Source organism: Acidobacteriota bacterium (genome assembly GCA_038040445.1).
Lineage (GTDB): Bacteria > Acidobacteriota > Blastocatellia > UBA7656 > UBA7656 > Onstottus_A > Onstottus_A frigus.
In genome coordinates, this window is the sequence record JBBPIG010000011.1 from 81,815 (window position 1) to 100,678 (window position 18,864).

Sequence of the window (18,864 nt, forward strand, 5' to 3'; positions counted from 1 at the left end):
CGTTTTCTTTCTCGTTGGTGGTATTTCCAAACAAGTCCAACCGTAAATTGCACCACGCGCTCCCGAACCCTGTTCGGATAATTGACGTCTACATGCTTACAGACTAGAATCACCGGGAACCGTGAGCGATCTGTTGCTTTGCCCCCAAACGGCTTTTCGCCCAGGCGCTTCTCAATGCCTACATCATGCCTACATCTAGGGAAAACCGAATAAGCCAGATTCTTGACGAAGTCGGCCGAGGCTCGAGTCTGACTCAGGCGCTCGGTTTGATTGCCGACCAGCTCGCCGCGGACATCGGCGCGCCGACTTGCAAAATCTGGGTCGTCAAGCGCGGCGACATTTGCGATCATTGCCCGCTCGCTGACTCGTGCGCAAACCGGCAGATGTGCATGCATCTGATCGCCGCCAGCGGCGCAGTTGTTGATCGCGAGTACCCTCGAATACCGCTTTCGGTTTTCACCGCGCCGCTGATAACCCGCGGTGGTACTGCCGGGTTCGGCGATGCGCCGGACGCGGGCGACAAGCTATTCGGCCTCCAACGCAGCACGCCAGGTCAAAGTTCAGATTCGTACGCGCTGTATCCGTTGCGGGGCCCGTCGGGCACGGTCGGCTTGATCGGAGTGTTCAACCACAGGCAATTCCGCCGGGAAGAACTGCGGATGATCGAGCACCTGGCGCCCGCCGCAGTCGCCGCCATTCGCGTAGCCGAACTTCAATCGCGATGCACTGCGCTGCGAACAAAACTCGAGAAGGACAGCGCGGCGCCGGCGGCCGTTCAGCAAGCGCCGACCCATCGCGAGAGCGAGCTCGAAGACGCAGTCGCTCAGCTCACCCGCCAGGTCGCGCAGCTTCAAGTCGAGCGCGAATCATCCATCAGAAGCGCGGCGCAGCTTGAAAAGCAGAATCGCGAGCTTCTAGCCCGCCTCGACTTGCTCATCGTTGCTCATCAACAGAGCGGGCAAGAGGCCTCTGCGATGGCTTACGAGGTCGAAGCCTCCCGCCGCGGGTTAGAAGAAGAGAACGCCAAACTCAAAGACCGCGTTGCCGCTCTTGACGCAAGCGCGAGCGATCTTAGTCGAGGCCGCGAGCAACTGATCGACGAAGTGACTCAGCGCACCCATCAAGTCGAGCAGCTCAAGGTCCACCTCAACGCGCTTCAGGACCGCAACTCCGCGCTTGAGGTCACCAACGTGATGCTGCGCGGAGAGAATGCTTCAGTCGCCGACGGCGCCAAGGACCTCGAGCATTCGTTGCGCATGGCCGAGGACGCGCGATCGCGATTGGAGCAAGCGAACCTGGCGCTCGACCAAAGAGTCAGCGGCCTGATCGAAGAGCTCGAGCGCTTGCGGATCGAGAGCAACAGGACCGGCGGGGAGAATGAGCAACTGGTTGCCGAAACCGAGCGGCTGAACAAGGAGATCGCCCGTCTTCAAGGCGGCGGGACTCGCATCAGCGAAGACAACGCGCGGCTTCTTGTCTTGAACGCCGAGCTGACTCAGGCTCAGTCTCGCGCCGAGAGCCGCGCGGCCGGCCTCGAGAGAGACCACGCCGAGCTGCGCAAAAAACTCGAAGAGGCTCATACGCTTGTCGGGGGAAGACTGGTGGAGCTCGAGCAGGAGAACGCGATTCTCATCCAGACTCGCACCCAGCTCGAAGGCGAAGCTGCGCGTCTGAAGTCTCGCGCGGCAGAGCTTGAACGGGAGAACGAGACGCTCACGCAGGCGCATGCCCAGCTTCAAGATGTAGTCGCGCAGTTCGAGTCGTTGTCGGCGCGGCTGGAAGACAGCGCGCTCAAGCTGCGCAGCCGCGCGGAAGCGAGCGAGGCGGCACGCGGTGAAATGGAACAACGCAATCGCGTGCTGGCTGAGCAGAACCGCCGTCTGGCACTGGACGGCCAGACCAAGGCGCGATTTCTAGCCAACATGTCGCACGAGCTTCGAACGCCGATGAACGCAATCATCGGGTTCACGTCGCTGCTGCTTGACGATCGCTCGCTCCAGTTAAACGAGCGCCATCGCCGAAGCCTCGAACGCGTGTCGCGCAACGCGCGCGATCTTCTCGAGCTGATCAACAACGTACTGGATCTATCGAAGATCGAAGCCGGACGCATGGATGTCTATTCCGAGCCTGCCGACGCGCGCGATCTGATCGAACGCGCTCTCGCCGTGGTCGAACAGCTCAAGGAAGGACGTCCTGTCAAACTCAGCTTCAATGTGGAAGACGGGTTGCCGGCGATGCGCACTGATCGAACGAAGCTCCAGCAGATTCTGATCAACCTGCTGTCGAACGCGATCAAATTCACACGTGAAGGCGAAGTGAAAGTCACCGCCGAAAGCGTCTCTCCCGAGCGTCTTCGCATAGCGGTGAGCGACACCGGCATCGGGATCGCCGAATCCGACATCGCGAGAATCTTTGAAGAGTTTCGGCAGATTGCGACCACCGGACGCGGCGCAAGGACGGGAACCGGTCTTGGCCTCGCGATCACGCGGCGGTTGGTGGAAATGCTCGGCGGAGAGATAAGCGTATCGAGCCGCGAGGGCGAAGGTTCGGTCTTTGCCGTGACGTTGCCGTTCGAGATAGCAGGCCGGGTGGCGCCGGCGAGTGAAGCTGAAATCCCGCTAACCGATCCCGAGCGCACCGCTCTTGTGATCGACACCGATCCGGCTTCGCTTTACCTGGCCAAGAAATATCTCACCGAAGCGGGCTACTCGGTTGCCGCTACGGACGACCTCGCTCGCGCAGTTGAGATCGCCGGCAAGGCGAAACCCGCGGTCATCACAATCGATCTGGACGCGTTTGACGGCGATGCCGGCATCATCGAGCGCATAGCCAACAGTAATAAGGCGAGCGCAATAATCGCTTTCTCAGCCGATGCCGTCGCTGAAAGCCGCGCGCTGGGCGCAGGAGCGAGAATCTTCTTGCGCAAGCCCGTCGAGCGGTCAGCTTTGATCGCGGTGCTCGAACGAGCGAAGTCGCCCTCGCAGAAACGCGTACTGGTGGTTGACGACGATCCGGATGCGCTCGAATTGGTAGTCGCGATGATCGAAGACAGCGGCTACGAGACACAAACGGCGACCACCGGGCGCGAGGCTTTGGACGCGATCGAGCGCCATCGACCTGATGCGATTATTCTCGATCTGATGCTGCCGGAAATAGACGGCTTCGAAGTGGTGCATCGCTTAAGCCTGAATCCCGACTGGCGCACGATACCGGTGATACTCTTGACCGCGCGTGACCTCTCACACGAGGAACGCCGGGCGCTCGACATTGGCACCGCGCGAATAATCCAGAAAGGGAGCTTCAGCCGCGACGAGTTGCTGGCAGAGATGAGAGTAGCACTGGGAGCGGAAGAATCGACTTTAGCGCCGAGCGGCGCAGATTAGGAGCGGGCCATCAGCCACGCAAGAAAAAGGTGAAGCACAGACTCGTCCGTGCTTCACCTTTCTTATTCGAGTCTTATTCGAGCTACGGACGTCTCTGACGATCGTGTTTTTGCCTGTAGACACGCCGGCTGGTTCGATTCTCCCGTCTTTGCAAACGCGCTCTCTCCCTTCGAGTAACTGTACCATCAGATTTCGCCCTGGCTTCGAGGGCCCGCGTCCTTGCTTGCTGTCTCTCCAGCCTCGCGGCTTCGCGTCTCGTCAATGAGCCGCTTCTTACTCCCTGCCGAATTCGCCCCTGCTGCCGATGCTGGCGCCGGTCAACGCTCGGCGTTCTTTGCGCCGGCACACTGGCTCCAAGCGCAAGCACAAACATAACCGATATTAAAATGCTAACGAATCTCTTCATTTTTCCTCCTGATTTAGTTGGGTTGATAGAACTGCCTGCCTACATAAGGCAAGCAGACGAAATGGTGAAGCGCGAGATCGTTCTCTGCGCTTCACCATTTCAAGGTTGGGTTACTCTACGGATTGCGATCCTGCGCGTCGTGCTTCTGACGGTAGATTGCGCGGCTTTCACGGCTCAACTCGCGCTCCAGGCGAGCGCGCTCGCGCGGGGTTACGTTGCCATCAGCTCGGGCAAACCTCTCATGAATTCTGATCCTGGCGAGCCCGGCTTGGAGCCGCGCGGCTTCGCGCCGCGTTAACTCGCCGCTGCGGATGCCTTGATTAATACGTTGCTGCTCGCGGTACTCGCGCTTGTTGATCCCACGGGAACCGGCCATGGACACTGCGCTCGCGCCAAGAACAAACGCGGCTGCGAAAAAAAGACTGACTATCTTTCTCATACTCCGTTACCTCTCTTCATAGAATCGAGGCATCCGTCTGACGTTTGATAAGACGAAGCAGATGACGCGAAGGGCGGAATATTTTTGGCAGGCTATTTCTCGCGGATCACACCCGAGCGTTACGGCCGAGCCCTTCACCTTGACTTGGAGCCGCATTCACGGCAGCCTAGCTGCTCAAGTTTCAATCGTTTCAATCAAGGAGCAATGCACAATGACCGCCGAATACAAGTCGCTCAAGCTTCAAACCAACGAAGGCTTAACTGAAGTCGCGTTGATCGGTCCGGGCAAGGGCAACGCGATGGGGCCGGACTTCTGGCGCGACATGCCTGAGCTGTTCGCCGCGCTCGACCGCGACGACGACACGCGCGCAGTCGTCGTTCGAGGCGAGGGCGACAACTTCAGCTACGGGCTCGACCTCCCGGCGATGATGGGCGGCCTGGGCGACTTCGGCAGAGAGAACCTCGCTGCCGAGCGCACGCGCTTGCTCGATCTTGTGGGGGACATGCAAAGAGCCTTCGACAACGTTGCCGTTTGCCGCAAGCCGGTCATCGCAGCCATCAGCGGCTGGTGCGTAGGAGGCGGGCTCGACTTGATCGCGGCGTGCGATGTTCGTTTGTGCTCGTCTGATGCGCGCTTCAGCCTGCGCGAGGTGAAGGTCGCGATAGTCGCGGACCTCGGCAGCCTTCAACGTCTGCCTCAAATCATCGGCCAGGGCGCCACGCGCGAACTCGCCTTCACCGGCAAAGACATCTCTGCTTCGCGCGCTCTTCAAATCGGGCTTGTGAGCGAGGTGTGCGAAACGCGAGACGAGATGCTGGAAGCCGCGCGCAAACTCGCGCGTGAGATTGCTGACAATCCGCCGCTCGTTGTGCAAGGTATCAAGCGAGTGATGAATTATTGCGCGGACAAGTCAGTAGCGGACGGGTTAGGTTACGTCGCCGCTTGGAACTCGGCCTTCTTGCAGTCGGCGGATCTTGCAGAAGCGATGACTGCGTTTCGCGAGCGCCGCGCACCGCATTTCAAGGGCAAGTGATCCGAAGCTCAGAGTTCAAGCTTTAGCTTGCGGGCTGAGTACGTGGGCGAGTCAACATTTTGCCTCTAGTCATCGATCGTCGGACCTGCTAACGCTTGCGATTGCCCGGCAGCGCGCCTGTGTATTTCCCGATGCGCCCGCCCTCTCCAACGGCCCAACCAGCATCAACTCCGGCGAAGCTGACCGCGTGAAAACCGGTCGAGTCAATACTCGCCCAGCTTGCGCCGTTATCAACCGAGTAGTCGGAACCGCTTGGCCCGACAGCTACAAGCAGCGGGCCGCGGGTTCCAGGCATATAAGCTACCGCTGATCTGAATCCCGCCGGCCGAGGACCTTTCGCGAGAGTCCAAGTCGCGCCCCCATCGCTTGTCGTCGCCACGTTGTCACTCGCCTCGTTTTCCTTCTGATAGTCGCCGCCGACTATCACGCCGGTTCTCGCGTCTTTGAACGCTATCGAGAATATCCCGGACGACGGGTTGCCGGCGGTGATCGGCGTCGAAGCGACCTTCCACGTGCCGCCGCCGTCCGTAGACCTGAACACCCGAGCCGTAGCTCCGCCGCCCGTGCCAAACCAAACGTTCCTTCTTCCTTGAACAGCTATGCAGGTGCCGCTCGCTGCGAACCCTCCTTCACCTTCAAGCGCCGGAGGCGAAGTCTCTTGCGGAAGCTCATTCCATGTCGCGCCGCCGCCGGTTGTCTTGATCAAGATGAATCGCCCATCCACCGGATCGCTCATTGCTATGCCGGTTCGAGCATCCCAAAAAGCGAAAGCATCGAAGAACGCCTTCGGATTCTGATTGGTGAACTGAAGAGTCCAACCACGTCCGCCATCGGTAGTCTTATAGATCCTCGACGCTTCGCCGGGGCCGATGCTGAGCAAATACGCAGTGTTCGCATCGACGGCTTGCACATCGCGGAAGTCGAGCTGCGATGCGCCGGGCACGACAGCGCTTTGCCAGGTCGCGCCACTGTCGGTTGTTCGCGCATACGTGCCAATACTGCCACCCGCCCAGGCGACCGCTCGGCTCGCGGCGCTAACTCCGCGGAAGCGCGCTCGCGTGTCGAAGGGTTGCGTTACCCATTGGGCAGCGGCAGCCGCTGAAAGCAGAATGACTCCTATGAGCAGCGAGATGATTGTTCTCATTGTTCGTGTACTCTACGATGAACATTGCGAGTAGGCAAACGCGCGGCCAACCTTTGCAGTTTGAGCGCAAGAACCGGATAGATTCAAATTCGAGCTTTGCTTTAGTATGCTCGTGGAGGTAATTAAGGTGAGCCAAGCGATGCCGGTAAACGCGAAACGAAACACTTATGCGGGCGCGCAGGTTGAAGACGACGAAACGTTCTGGCAAGCAGTGCTCCAGAGAGACCCACGCTTTGACGGGACGATCTTCTTCGCCGTGCGCTCAACCGGGATCTACTGCCGGCCCTCGTGCCCTGCGCGACGACCGCGCCGCGAACAAGTCGTTTTCTTTCGCGCTCCCGAAGCCGCCGAAAGCGCTGGCTTTCGTTCGTGCCGGCGTTGCCGTCCTCGCGCCGCCGCAACGACTGACCCTCAAGCCGAGATGGCTCGACGAGCCTGCAGCTACATTGAAAGTCACCTGGACGAGTCACCGACTCTAGAGGACCTGAGCGCGCACACCGGGGTGAGCCCTTATCATTTGCAGCGCGTCTTCAAACGCATAGTCGGAATCACGCCGCGTCAGTACGCAGGCGCATTCAGGCTCTCGCGATTCAAAGCGAATGTGAAGAAAGGAGAAACCGTGACTGGAGCGATGTACGATGCCGGCTACGGTTCGAGCAGCCGACTATACGAGCGCGCGCCCGATCAGCTTGGGATGACGCCCGCCGACTATCGCCGCGGCGGCAAAGGGGTGCGAATCAACTACACGATTGCCGGCTGCTCTTTGGGCCGGCTGCTCGTAGCGGCAACCGGGAAAGGTGTGTGTGCGATACGTCTCGGAGACTCCGACGCCGCGCTTGAAGCGGACTTCCTAAGCGAGTATCCCGCCGCCGATGTTCACCGCGACGACGAAACTCTGAGCAAGTGGGTTGCGCAACTCTTGAGTCACATCAATGGTCAATCTCCTCATCTGGATCTTCCTTTGGACGTGCGAGCGACCGCGTTTCAGTGGCGCGTGTGGGAAAAGCTGCGAGAGATTCCCTACGGAAGTACGCGCTCGTACAGCGACATTGCACGCGCTATGGGCCGTCCAACGGCAACCCGCGCCGTGGCTCGCGCTTGCGCGACGAATCCGGTCGCGTTGGCGATTCCCTGTCATCGAGTGGTTCGTGAAGATAAGAGCCTCGGCGGATATCGCTGGGGCATCGAGCGCAAGCAGGCGTTGCTTGAACACGAGCGCTCTGCCGTAGAAGATTGATGCGCGGCAGGACAGAACGACAGGCGTTTTCCGTCTTTCAATTTAATCTTGGATCTGACCTTTGACGGCTAGCCACGCGAGCGGCCTGTAATATAGCATTACCGTTTGCGTGGACAGCCGGCTAAGGAGATCGAGGATGCCCCCTAACGCAACTTCCCCTGCGGACGACCGCTTTACGATTCACCGCCTCGCCGAAGGCGGGGACTCGAACGCCTTCGCCAGCGACGTTCGCGCCGGGCTCTCAGCAAAAGCGAAGTCGCTTTCGCCGAAATACTTTTACGACGAGCTCGGGTCGCGTCTGTTTGAAGCGATCTGCTTTCTGCCCGAGTATTACCTGACAAGAGCCGAGGGCGAGATTCTGCGGACCAGCGCCGGTGAAATAGTCGCGGCGGTTGACGGACCCGCTCGGCTTCTGGAGTTGGGCAGCGGCAGTGCCGAGAAGACCCGATACTTGATCGAAGCGTTGCTGGCAAAGCAGCCGGAGCTTCACTACTTGCCCGTAGACATTTCGGATTCAAGCCTCGAGATCGCAAGCCAGCGGCTGTTGCGTCTTTATCCGGGGCTTCGCATCACAGCCTTCGCCGCAGATTATTTCACCGCGCTGCAAGCATTGGCGAGGCGGGTGCCGGCGGACCCCAATGGCCGCACCGTCGCGGTGTTTCTGGGGTCAAACATCGGAAACTTTGGCCGCGACGAGTCGCGCGAATTTCTGCGCGCGGTCCGCAAGCTTCTCCGCCCGCAAGACGCGTTGTTGCTTGGCGCTGATTTGAAGAAATCGCCCGAGGTTCTCATACCGGCTTACGACGATGCGCTTGGCGTAACTGCCGCGTTCAATCTCAACTTGCTCGCGCGAATCAATCGCGAGCTCGAGGGAAACTTCGATGTAAAGAAGTTTCAGCACAGCGCCACCTACAACGACGAACTTGGGCGAATCGAGATACGCCTGGTAAGCCGCGAGCCGCAAATCGTCCGCATCCGGGCGATCGATCTCGAAGTAACCTTCGACAAGGGCGAGACGATCCGCACCGAGAACTCCTACAAGTTCGACCTGGAACTGCTCTCGGTCATCGCACGAGACACCGGGTTCTCGCTTGCGAAAACATGGTTCGACAGCGGCCGTCTGTTCAGCTTCAATCTGTTCGTCGCACAGGAAAATAACTAGAAGGATGACGCGTTGAGCGAACCTCGCAATCACGACCACCAATCGGCAATCCGAGATTTGAAGTCCTCAACCGAACCCGCCATTCAGTTTCGCAAAGTGAGCCTCACTATTCGCGACGGAAAGCCGCTTGTCGAGCAGTTGGGCTTCGACGTCATCCGAGGCGAGACCTTGGTGCTGCTGGGAAGAAGCGGCTCCGGAAAGACGACTACCCTGAAACTGATAAATCGCTTGCTCGAACCGACCAGCGGCGAGGTTCGAGTCGAAGGCAAGCCGGCCATCGACTGGGACCCGATCGAGCTCCGCCGGCATATCGGCTACGTCATTCAAGACACCGGGTTGTTTCCGCACTTCACCGTCGAGCGCAACGTTGCTCTGGTGCCCAGGCTGAAGGGCTGGCCGGAGCAGAAGACTAACCAGCGCGTCCGCGAGCTTCTTGACCTGGTGGGGCTCGATGCCGAGGTATTCACTCATCGCTATCCGCGCGAGTTGTCGGGCGGCCAGCGCCAACGCGTGGGCGTCGCGCGAGCACTGGCCGCGGATCCTCCGATCGTGCTGATGGATGAGCCGTTCGGCGCGCTCGATCCGCTTACACGTGCCGAGCTGCAGCGCGAGTTTGCGGCGCTTACGAAGAGACTCAACAAGACCATTGTGTTCGTGACGCACGACATCCGCGAAGCGTTTACGCTGGCGTCGCGAATTGGGTTGTTCAAGGACGGCCGCTTGATCGAGCTTGCAACACCCGAGCAGTTCGCGGCTTCGACTGATCCCGAAGCAAAGGCGTTCAACGATTCGATGAAGTGAGAAGTGGTCAGTGGTCAGTGGTCAGTGGTCGGTGGTCGGCGGTCGGTGTTGAAGCATGAGCTTACTGGACTTTTTCATTCGCAATCGCAGCGAGGTGCTGCAGCTCACCTTCGAGCACCTGCTGCTTGTCCTCGTCGCAACCGGCGCGGCGGCAGTAGTCGGTGTGCCCGTCGGCATCGTGTTGACTCGCCGAACGTCGCTTGCGAAGCCGGTGCTCGCCATTGCGAACGTGCTTCAAACTATTCCTAGCCTGGCGCTCTTCGGATTTCTGATACCGGTGCTGGGTTCTTACGGCATCGGGCGAGTGCCTGCAATCATAGCCTTGTTTCTCTATTCGCTGCTTCCAATAATCCGAAACACTTTCACCGGAATCAACGGAGTAGATCCGGCGGTGCGCGAAGCGGCGCGCGGGATGGGTATGACCGATTGGCAGATGCTGACCCAGGTCGAGCTTCCGCTTGCGATGAACGTGATCGTTGCCGGCGTGCGGGTGGCGACGGTGATTTCAATCGGAACGGCTACCATCGCGGCTGCAATAGGAGCCGGGGGCCTGGGCACCTACATCTTCCGCGGTCTGCGGATGAATGACAACACGCTGATACTTGCGGGCGCGGTCCCTGCCGCGCTAATGGCTCTGGGCGCCGATTTCGCGCTAGGCTGGATCGAGCGCGTGCTTTCCCCCGGAACTGCCGCCGCTGCCGGCAGAGCCAAAAGGTTGGCGCTGGCAACATGCGCCGGCCTGATCGCCGTCGTCGTGGTCTTCTCTTTGAGCAGAGGATTGTTTTCTTCGAGTGAGCGGCGCGTGGTGGTCGGATCGAAGGACTTCACTGAACAAGTAATCCTCGGCGAATTGATCGCCCAAACAATCGAAGCGAGGACCGATCTCCAAGTCGAGCGTCGATTCGAGCTGGGCGGCGATCTGTGCCATCGCGGGTTGCTTGCTGGAGAGATCGACACATACGTCGAATACACCGGCACGGCTTTCACGGCTATCCTGAAGCATCCGCCCATCAGCGATCCAGTTGCGGTGTACAATCAGGTCAAACACGACTACGAGTCACGCTTCAACCTGGAATGGCTCGAGCCGCTCGGTTTCAACAACACATTCGCGATTCTGGTTCGAGGCGAAGACGCTCGCCGATTGAACCTCAAGACGATCTCTGAAGCCGCGAGATATGCGCCGCGTTGGCGCGCGGGCTTCGGCCAGGATTTCATGTCACGAGAAGACGGCTATCCCGGTTTCGCTCGCACTTATGGATTGAAGTTTTCGGAGCCGCCGCGCGAGATGGACCTATCGCTCACCTATCGCGCGCTGGCTGGGGGCCAGGTTGATCTGATAGCCGGCAACTCAACGGACGGGGTGATCGATAAGCTCGGGCTTTATCAGCTCGAAGACGACAGGCGTTACTTCCCGCCCTACGAAGCGGCTGCGGTCGTTCGACGCGAAACGCTTGAGCGCTACCCGCAACTCGGAGAGGCGATCAACAGTTTGGCTGGAAAGATCACCAACGAGCAGATGCGCAAGCTGAACTATGCGGTTGACGGCGAGAAGCGCGATGTAAAAGAAGTGGTGCGTGAGTTCCTGGCGCAGTTGTAACGGGCACACTACACTTAAGTCGGATCCTGAGGCACGTCGACTCTAGCGGTTCAGTGATGAGAAACCTGACGCATATTGATCAACCTCTTGCTCACAAACGGAGGCGATGCTCGTGACAAAGGTTCACTCCATCATAGTTCTGCTCGTTCTGAGCGCCGGCAGCCTCGCGCAAACGAAGGAAACTGCGCCCAGGCCATTAGTCTTCACTCACGTGACTATCATCGACGCGACAGGGGCGCGGGCGAAGCCGGACATGACCGTCGTCGTTGTTGGCGATCGTATCGCCAGTATCAATTCAAGCAAGAGAGTTCGCGTTCCGGAAAACGCTCAGGTTGTGGACGCCACAGCAAAGTTCTTGATCCCCGGGCTGTGGGATATGCACGTCCACGCATTTGACAAGAATCTGTTCTCTCCCCTGTTCATCGCCAACGGAATCACTGGAATCCGCGATATGTTTAGCCCGCTTGCGGCGATCAACCAATGGCGGAAGGAAATCAAAGCCGGAACGCTCATCGGCCCGCAAATCGTCGCCGCCGGACCGATCGTCGATGGACCCAAGCCTGTGGTGCCCGGCTCGATCGCCGTGAGTAACGCAGCCGAAGGTGTCAAAGCCGTGAACACGGTCAAGCAAGGCGGCTCCGATTTCGTAAAAGTCTACAGCCTGCTTCCTCGCGATGCGTACTTCGCGATTGCCAACGAAGCGAAGCGTCAGGGCATGGGCTTCGCCGGGCACGTGCCTGATTCGATAACCGCAGCCGAAGCATCCGACGCAAGACAAAAGAGCATCGAGCACCTTACGGGTGTCTTGCTCGCGTGCTCATTAAAAGAAGACCAGGTTAGACAGGAAGCCGCCGAAAGAAAACTTTCAGGCGCTAATCGAATCATAACTTCCTACATTCGAGACCAGGCAGCAGCTCTGGACAGTTTCAGCGAGAAGAAGGCTAATGCGCTGTTTGCTCGCTTCGTCAAAAACGGTACGTGGATGACTCCGACACTCACAGTGCTTCGGGCCATCGTGCTTGTAGGCAACGCCGATTTCAGAAATGACCCGCGGCTCAATTACATTCCGGGTTACCTGAGAAATACGATGTGGGGAGCGGATGCCTTCGGGCTCAAGAGCCGAACTTCTGAAGATGATGCAAACGCGAAGCGAGTCTTTCAGAAACTCATCGAGATAGTCGGAGCCATGAAACGCGCTGGCGTTCCTATAATCGCAGGCACCGACACGCCCAATCCCTACGTGTTTCCCGGATTCAGTTTGCACGACGAGCTTGCTCTTCTTGTGAAAGCCGGACTGACGCCGATGGAGGCTTTGCAAGCTGCAACCCGCGACGCCGCCATCTATCTCGGTCTGCTCGATTCTCTCGGCACAGTGGAGAAAGGCAAGCTGGCCGATCTGGTATTGCTCGATGCGAATCCGCTGGCAGACATCGGCAATACCAAAAAGATCAATGCTGTTATCGTCGGCGGCAAGTTGATTGACAGAGCATCGCTCGATGGGATGCTCGCGAGAGTCGAAGCCGCGAACAAGAATTAGGGTGTTGCCGGCAAAGAGGAATGGCTAGCGTGACCGACTGATAGGATTACTTGTTATCGACTACGGAGTCTGGTTATCGCCGCGCGGATGACAGCGCCATTCCTGGCGTCAGGTTCTGCCTTCAAGTAAGTCTCAAGGTCGCGCGCGGCAGCTTCTTTGTCACCCCGTTGTTCGTGTATCCGAGCGCGCTGCAGGTAAACAGCGGTCAACCGCTTCCCGCTTGTCTCCCACGCGCGATCCAGTTCCTTCTCGGCTGCGCTTAGATCTGCCGCGCTCTGTTGCGCGTCGCTTCCTCGAACCGCAAGCTCGATCAGGGCGTACGCGTGATAAAACCGGGAAGCGTAGCTATTGGCGTTGAGCTGTGTTGCTTCACGGAACGCGTATTCGGCAACCGCGAACTTTCCTTGCCTCATCATCACCAGACCGAACAGGTAGTAGACGGCATCCTGACGGTCGTTGATCTGGCGCGCGCGCTCGAGCGCATCGAGGGCTTCCTTGTCTTTCCCGGTGCGGAACAGTTCCGCGCCGAGCGCGAAGTGCGCGTCGAAGTAGTCATTGAAACTGGCGATCGCTTCTCGAAACGAGGCCACTGCTTCATCGGACTTGCCTTCGCGGAGCCGGGCCACGGCTCTTTCGTAAGCTGCGCGTGCGGGCCTAGGAACGTCTTGGGCGAAATTTGTTCCGGGAGGGGGGAGCACAAGTTCCTTCTTAGCTCTTATCAATACTTCAATGTTCATCACCGCCGCGAAACCCATCCGATCGTCGTTATTGAAGCGAGCCACTTGAACTGCCGGCTCGTATCCCGCGATGGTCACCGCCACCTCGTATTCTCCAGCCCTCAGGTTTGAAAAAGCGAAGTCTCCATCGTTGCGAGTCACCGTCTGACCGATCATTCCTCCCCCGCCAACCGTTAATTCCACTATCGCGTTGTTGACGGTTACGCCGCTGGTCGAACGAACCTTGCCCCGAAGCGTGTTAGTCTGCGCGAAAGCAGCCGAGTTGAATAGCGACGCGAGCGCGAATGCAATTAGGAATGTTTGCCGCTTCATAGGAATGTCCCTCCGCCGGCCCTGGGTGGGGACATTATAAACCAAAATGCCGGAAGTCAGCAGGCGGAAATGTTATTCGCCGCGGGTAGTGCGGGTCGGTCACCCGCCTCGCGCAAATCACGATTTAAACTTCACGATCTTCACTTGTCACTAATTGCTCCGGTAAGTAGCATAAGCCAGCGCAAGCTTAAACGGAGGTCACAATGTTCTGCCCAAAATGTGGCGCCGAAGCCGGTACCACCAGATTCTGCAGATCGTGCGGCACTAACCTGGCTGTCGTGTCGAACGCACTCGGGGAAGGTGAACCATCTCGCCTGCGCACCGTAGCCCTTGGCGGTAGAACGACACTGAATCTGTTTCACTCTTCGAAGCTGTCGAACGAAAGGGACCTCGACGGGCACACGGCCGTATCAGTTTTCGGCGGCACTAGGCTCGACCTGACCGCCGCGCCTTTCGCAGTCGGCGAGACGAGGATCAGTGTTATTTCAGTTTTCGGCGGGACAGAGGTGTTTGTTCCGGACGATGTAGCCATTCGCGTCACCGGGGTCTCAGTTTTTGGCGGAGTCAAAGTTCGAGGGCGTGAGTTGAACAACGGGATCTTCAGCCTGAACAGCTACGAGACGCCAGATTACGCTAATGCAGCGCGGCGCCTTCACATCGACGCGACGACAGTTTTCGGTGAAGCGAAGATCAAGAGATGATCGTGCTTTGTCTCAGTCGCATTGTCAGGGTATTGCTTGACACTCTCTTGTTCGGCCCGCTATCCTACTGGTCTTTTTGAGCAAATCTGGCAGTAGTAACGAGGAGAGACTGGAAGCATGGCTAACCACAAATCAGCGGAGAAGCGCGCGCGGCAGGCGGACAGACGGAATGAAGCTAATCGCCGCAATCGCAGCCGGCTCCGCACCGAGATAAAGAAACTTCGCGCCGCAATCGAGGCGGGCAACCAAGAAGAGGCGAAGTCCCTGCTAGGCGGGACCGTATCGCTGATCGACAAGTCGATTCAAAAGGGGATCATTCACCAGAACGCCGCCGCCAGATACAAATCGCGGCTTACCTCCAGCGTGAACGGGATGTCTGTGTAGCCAAGCGCGCGCTGGCATACGCACCCGCGAATTTCCTGCCGAACTAGAACCTCATTTCGACCAAGCTGCAAACGGCTCACCCGAAAACACACTCTACGGCCTCGTGGTGGGGGGCAAAGTCAGTTCGGCGACCAGATATTGCATCTGGAGCCGAGGCGTCGCCTCGGAGTTCTTTATCGCATTGTCAACTTCGGCGATGCGGCGAAGCCCGTGGACCAGCTCGGCGCGCGGCGTGCCGCGCAATTTCTTGAAAAAAGCCGGGCTCCATTGCCCCGTGGCTTTTGTTACCTCCTGCGCCGACGCGCCCCGATCGATGAGTTCCTTTCCTGTCAGCAGCCTTCGATAAAGACTGGCAAGCGAACCGAGTATGGGAAGCGCATCGCTATCGTCCAGCAAGCGCTCCATAAGCTTGAACGCGCGCTTGCGGTCTCGCGCGTTGATTGCGTCCCAGAGCTCCCAGCTCGTGTGTTCGCGGGCACGCGGCACAAGTTCCTGAACCGCTGCGCTGGTGATCGCGCCGCCGCCCGCGTAGGCGTAAAGCTTGTCGAGCTCGTTCACCAGCCGGTTTAGCCGGGTGCCTACAAGCCCAAGCAATAGTCGAAGCGCGCCCGGCTCGATAGTGCATCCGTTCCGCTTCAGGCGGTCTTCGGCCCACCGCGCAGCGCGAGCCTCGTCAAGCAAATCAAACGTTACAACCGCGCAGCTCTTCGTGAGCGCGGTCGTAAGCTTGCGACGTTTGTCCGGCGAAACGGCTTGAAACACTACTGTCGTTGTGGGCGCCGGATGCTTTAGATAGGTGAGGACCATCTCCTGCTCGTCCTCTTTGATCCTGTCGAAATCACGAACGACCACTATGCGGCGGGTGGACATCATCGGCATCTGGTTAGCGGTATCGAACGCCATTGCCGCGGTCGTCTTTGTGCCAGTGCCGTTGTCCGCGCCTATAGAGTATGCCGACAGGTTGAACACCCGGAGCGTTTCGTCAACGGTGTCGTGCAGCAGTCGAAGCGCGCGCTCCTGAAGGTACTGTTCTTCGCCGACAAACAGGTACAGGGGTTCGATTCGCCCATCTTCAACTTCACGGCGAAGATCTTCGTACGTACGTCCGCTGGTTTTCTTCCTGGGGCGCCCGCTCACAGTCCTTCCATGATCGTGGAGACGATGGTCTGCGCGAAATCCTTTGCGATGCGGTCGACTGCGGGATTCTCTTCGTTGAAAAACGATTGTGGATCGTCTGAAAGCTGGTACTCGCCCTCGAAAGCCATGCGAGGGTTCTCGAAAATGATCTTGTGAGTCTTGAGGTCGCGTACTACGATGCTGACGACGATTCGAACATCCCACACGCGAGTGCGGCCGCGATCGTCGAGGATCGAACCCACTGCTCGAAAACCGCGAATGTCACCGTTGAGTACGGCATCCGCATCCTCCTGGTCGTTGACCACGCGAAGGGCGCGGGCGCGCTTCAATATCTCGTCGATCACCGCGTGTGTGAATCGCTGCTCGACGCGATACTTGAGGCTCGAGTTCTGAAAGACCGGGACGGCAATCGTCTTGATGTTGACTGGCAGGCTCTTGCCCTTGCCGGCCTGCTTGTAGCCGCACACGTCGACAATCATACCCAGCGCAAGAGCTAAAACGACCGGCTTGAACATTGCGCCTTGATACTAGCTTTTGTTAAGTGAGTTGGGCAAGCAGGGTGAGTTGAAGAAGCATGGTGTCGGGCGCCGGCTTCGCGCCTTTGCGTAAGAACGTCTCGCAAAGGCGCGAAAGCCGCCTGGTATCAGTGAAACGAATCAGAGTCAGGCGCCGGAGACATGCTTTCGCTGTTGTCGCCGTTAAGCGCCGCCATCGCCATTGCGCTTGAAGTTGAGGCTGCAAGCATCGATGCAAGGTAGCTGTCTGACAGCAGCACGCCATCCGACAGCAGTACTCCATCCGAAAGCAGCACCCCGTCCGACAGCAACACTCCATCCGAAAGCAACACTCCATCCGAAAGCAGCACTCCATCCGAAAGCAGCACGCCGTCCGATAGTAACACCCCGTCGGAAAGCAACACGCCATCCGACAGCAGCACTCCGTCCGACAGCAGCACGCCGTCCGATAGCAACACTCCCTCGGCGTAGATGCCCTGATATTCGAGCATCAGCTTGGCTCCGGAAACGACGTTCCACCTCTGAATGATTTTGCCGCCCCATTCGAAGCTTGCGTCCGCTATCGTGGTCGACTCATTCGGCGCCGCGCCCACAAGCATAGGCGCACCCGACTTCAGCTTCCACAGTTTCGACTTGATGAGCCCCGCCAAACGAACCGCGCCTTCCACGTTCAATTCACCCGCGCCCTGCTCGAGCATGTTGAATCCGGCAAGCGGCTGTGCGGTGTACTCGAGCGCAGCCTTGACCAGATTGGGAGTGAAGCTCGGGTTTCGATGTATAAGCAAAGCCGCCGTTCCGGCAACCGCGGGCGTCGCCATCGAGCTGCCGCTCATATACATCATCCCGTGGACGGCTATGCTGCTTACGTTAGCGCCCAGCGCTGGAGACTGGCTCAGAATTCGGTTGTCGGGAGACTCTGCCTCGATGATCTTGTTGCCTGGAGCTACCAGATCAGGCTTGATCAGATTGTCGTGATGCTTGACCCCGGCGTCATCGGTGTAGTATCCGCGCGTCGGCCCGCGAGAACTGTAAGTTGCGACGCCGTCGTCGGCCCGCGCGTCCGTGCCGAATGTGTTGGCCGCGCCTACGGTGATCGCCGAAGGCTCAATACCCGGCGAGTGTATCGCGCCGTAGACTTTGTTCCCGCCAGCGTCCTTGCCCGAGTTTCCAGCCGCAACGCATACGACGATTCCGGCATTGAAGGCTCGCCTCACCGCCTTGCACAGGGGATCGTCGACGTAGGAATCGACAGCAACAGCGCCGAAGCTGAGATTCATAACGCGAATGTTGTAGGCGTCCTTGTTAGCTATGCACCAGTCTATCCCTTCAATCGCCCTCGAGACCGAACCTTGACCCTCGGAGTTCAGAACTCTGACGTTGATGATCTTCGCACCGGGAGCTATGCCGGTATATGCGCCGCCCGAGACGTGATCGTTGCCTGCCGCAACTGACGCGACGTGGGTGCCGTGACCGTATGGGTCATCCGTTCTTCCCTCACCGGTAAAGTCAACGCTGGCGACCACTCGACCGCCTTTGAAGGAGTGATGGGATGAATAAATGCCGGAGTCGAGAATCGCAATTCCAACCCCCGAGCCGGTGATCGCGCGCGGCGACCCGGAGTTTCTGGCTAAAGCAGCGCCAGTCGTGGTTTCGAGATGACCGGTCACTTGAATCGGTCGATCGAGCGAAATATAGTTAACCGCGCTGTCGGAAGCCAACTGGTCTATGACCGAGGCGGGCACGCGCGCCGCGAGTTGTTGATCATTGTTCAAGCTCTTTGGAACAGTCCCGCCTAACTGGCTCACTCTCGCTGAGAGGGTTCTGAACGCCCGACTGGTTCCGTGGGCCTTGGTGTCGATGATAACTGAAACCAGTTCATCCGACACTTGGTTGACGGCTTCCCGCACGTCGTCCGATATCCTGCGCGCCCGCCTCTCTTCTTGCGGGCTGGATTCGGCGTGGACTTTGGGCGTGAGGAGCTGCCCTAACGGAATGCCTGTCATCGTGGGGGACACGAGCAGAACTGCTATCAACCATCTCGTGGGGAATTTCATTCTGTGGTCTCCGATACCGCGTTCACTGCTGCTGATCCCAGAGGTATTTGCAATCAGCAAGATTGTCTTTATCAAGACCCGTGCCGGATGAATCGAAGGATCGCCGAAAGGATTGAACAGACGCTTTGACCGGCTTGGCTAACGCAAGTTGCAGCTAATAAAGGCCCAGCTTTCTCCCACAGAAGCAAACACTTAACCCAGCCTACTTACGAGGGCGGTAACTCTGCTTTTGACCGGCGACGCGACCGAGATCTTGAGCGCCGTAGAAGGCGTTGAAGATCGTCG

Annotated in this window: 15 protein-coding genes; 9 read left to right on the forward strand and 6 right to left on the reverse strand. The window is 58.6% G+C overall.

Annotated elements, in window-relative coordinates; translation table 11 throughout:
* The first annotated feature begins 185 nt into the window (after positions 1-185).
* Positions 186-3,383, forward strand: coding sequence for a response regulator (locus AABO57_13875; GenBank protein ID MEK6286822.1), 3,198 nt, complete (start codon positions 186-188; stop codon positions 3,381-3,383).
* Positions 3,384-3,904: 521 nt separating this feature from the next.
* On the opposite strand, the gene AABO57_13880 is transcribed toward AABO57_13875, so the two are convergent.
* Complete coding sequence (locus AABO57_13880; protein MEK6286823.1) at positions 3,905-4,228, reverse strand: hypothetical protein; 324 nt, start codon at positions 4,226-4,228, stop codon at positions 3,905-3,907.
* Between the two features lie 211 nt (positions 4,229-4,439).
* On the opposite strand from AABO57_13880, the gene AABO57_13885 reads away from it, so the two are divergent.
* Entirely contained in the window at positions 4,440-5,261 is an 822-nt protein-coding gene (locus tag AABO57_13885; protein MEK6286824.1) for a crotonase/enoyl-CoA hydratase family protein, read from the forward strand.
* Positions 5,262-5,349: 88 nt separating this feature from the next.
* Here AABO57_13885 and AABO57_13890 read toward each other — a convergent pair whose 3' ends face one another.
* The gene (locus AABO57_13890) at positions 5,350-6,405 is read right to left on the reverse strand and encodes a glycosyl hydrolase (protein ID MEK6286825.1); all 1,056 of its coding nucleotides are present in this window, start codon (positions 6,403-6,405) and stop codon (positions 5,350-5,352) included.
* A gap of 127 nt (positions 6,406-6,532) precedes the next feature.
* On the opposite strand from AABO57_13890, the gene ada reads away from it, so the two are divergent.
* From ada to AABO57_13915, 5 genes are all read left to right on the forward strand, one after another.
* Complete coding sequence (ada, locus tag AABO57_13895) at positions 6,533-7,642, forward strand: bifunctional DNA-binding transcriptional regulator/O6-methylguanine-DNA methyltransferase Ada (protein MEK6286826.1); 1,110 nt, start codon at positions 6,533-6,535, stop codon at positions 7,640-7,642.
* Positions 7,643-7,778: 136 nt separating this feature from the next.
* Positions 7,779-8,804, forward strand: a complete 1,026-nt coding sequence (egtD, locus tag AABO57_13900; protein MEK6286827.1) for an L-histidine N(alpha)-methyltransferase — start codon at positions 7,779-7,781, stop codon at positions 8,802-8,804.
* Between the two features lie 57 nt (positions 8,805-8,861).
* On the forward strand, positions 8,862-9,605 hold the full coding sequence (locus AABO57_13905; GenBank protein ID MEK6286828.1) for an ATP-binding cassette domain-containing protein: 744 nt from the start codon (positions 8,862-8,864) through the stop codon (positions 9,603-9,605).
* Between the two features lie 55 nt (positions 9,606-9,660).
* Positions 9,661-11,202, forward strand: a complete 1,542-nt coding sequence (locus AABO57_13910; GenBank protein MEK6286829.1) for a glycine betaine ABC transporter substrate-binding protein — start codon at positions 9,661-9,663, stop codon at positions 11,200-11,202.
* A gap of 112 nt (positions 11,203-11,314) precedes the next feature.
* Positions 11,315-12,739, forward strand: a complete 1,425-nt coding sequence (locus tag AABO57_13915; protein MEK6286830.1) for an amidohydrolase family protein — start codon at positions 11,315-11,317, stop codon at positions 12,737-12,739.
* Positions 12,740-12,792: 53 nt separating this feature from the next.
* On the opposite strand, the gene AABO57_13920 is transcribed toward AABO57_13915, so the two are convergent.
* On the reverse strand, positions 12,793-13,788 hold the full coding sequence (locus AABO57_13920) for a carboxypeptidase regulatory-like domain-containing protein (protein ID MEK6286831.1): 996 nt from the start codon (positions 13,786-13,788) through the stop codon (positions 12,793-12,795).
* A gap of 203 nt (positions 13,789-13,991) precedes the next feature.
* Here AABO57_13920 and AABO57_13925 point away from each other — a divergent pair, with 203 nt between their 5' ends.
* Positions 13,992-14,489 carry a LiaF domain-containing protein gene (locus AABO57_13925; protein MEK6286832.1) on the forward strand — a complete coding sequence of 166 codons (498 nt, stop codon included), beginning with the start codon at positions 13,992-13,994 and terminating at the stop codon, positions 14,487-14,489.
* A gap of 117 nt (positions 14,490-14,606) precedes the next feature.
* Positions 14,607-14,873: a 30S ribosomal protein S20 gene (gene rpsT, locus AABO57_13930; GenBank protein ID MEK6286833.1), complete on the forward strand. Its 267-nt coding sequence runs from the start codon at positions 14,607-14,609 to the stop codon at positions 14,871-14,873.
* Between the two features lie 93 nt (positions 14,874-14,966).
* Here rpsT and holA read toward each other — a convergent pair whose 3' ends face one another.
* From holA to AABO57_13945, 3 genes are all read right to left on the reverse strand, one after another.
* On the reverse strand, positions 14,967-16,010 hold the full coding sequence (gene holA / locus AABO57_13935) for a DNA polymerase III subunit delta (GenBank protein MEK6286834.1): 1,044 nt from the start codon (positions 16,008-16,010) through the stop codon (positions 14,967-14,969).
* Positions 16,007-16,525, reverse strand: coding sequence for an LPS assembly lipoprotein LptE (gene lptE / locus AABO57_13940; protein MEK6286835.1), 519 nt, complete (start codon positions 16,523-16,525; stop codon positions 16,007-16,009). Before lptE ends, holA begins: the two co-directional genes overlap by 4 nt.
* A gap of 128 nt (positions 16,526-16,653) precedes the next feature.
* On the reverse strand, positions 16,654-18,579 hold the full coding sequence (locus AABO57_13945; GenBank protein MEK6286836.1) for a S8 family peptidase: 1,926 nt from the start codon (positions 18,577-18,579) through the stop codon (positions 16,654-16,656).
* Positions 18,580-18,864: the final 285 nt, after the last annotated feature.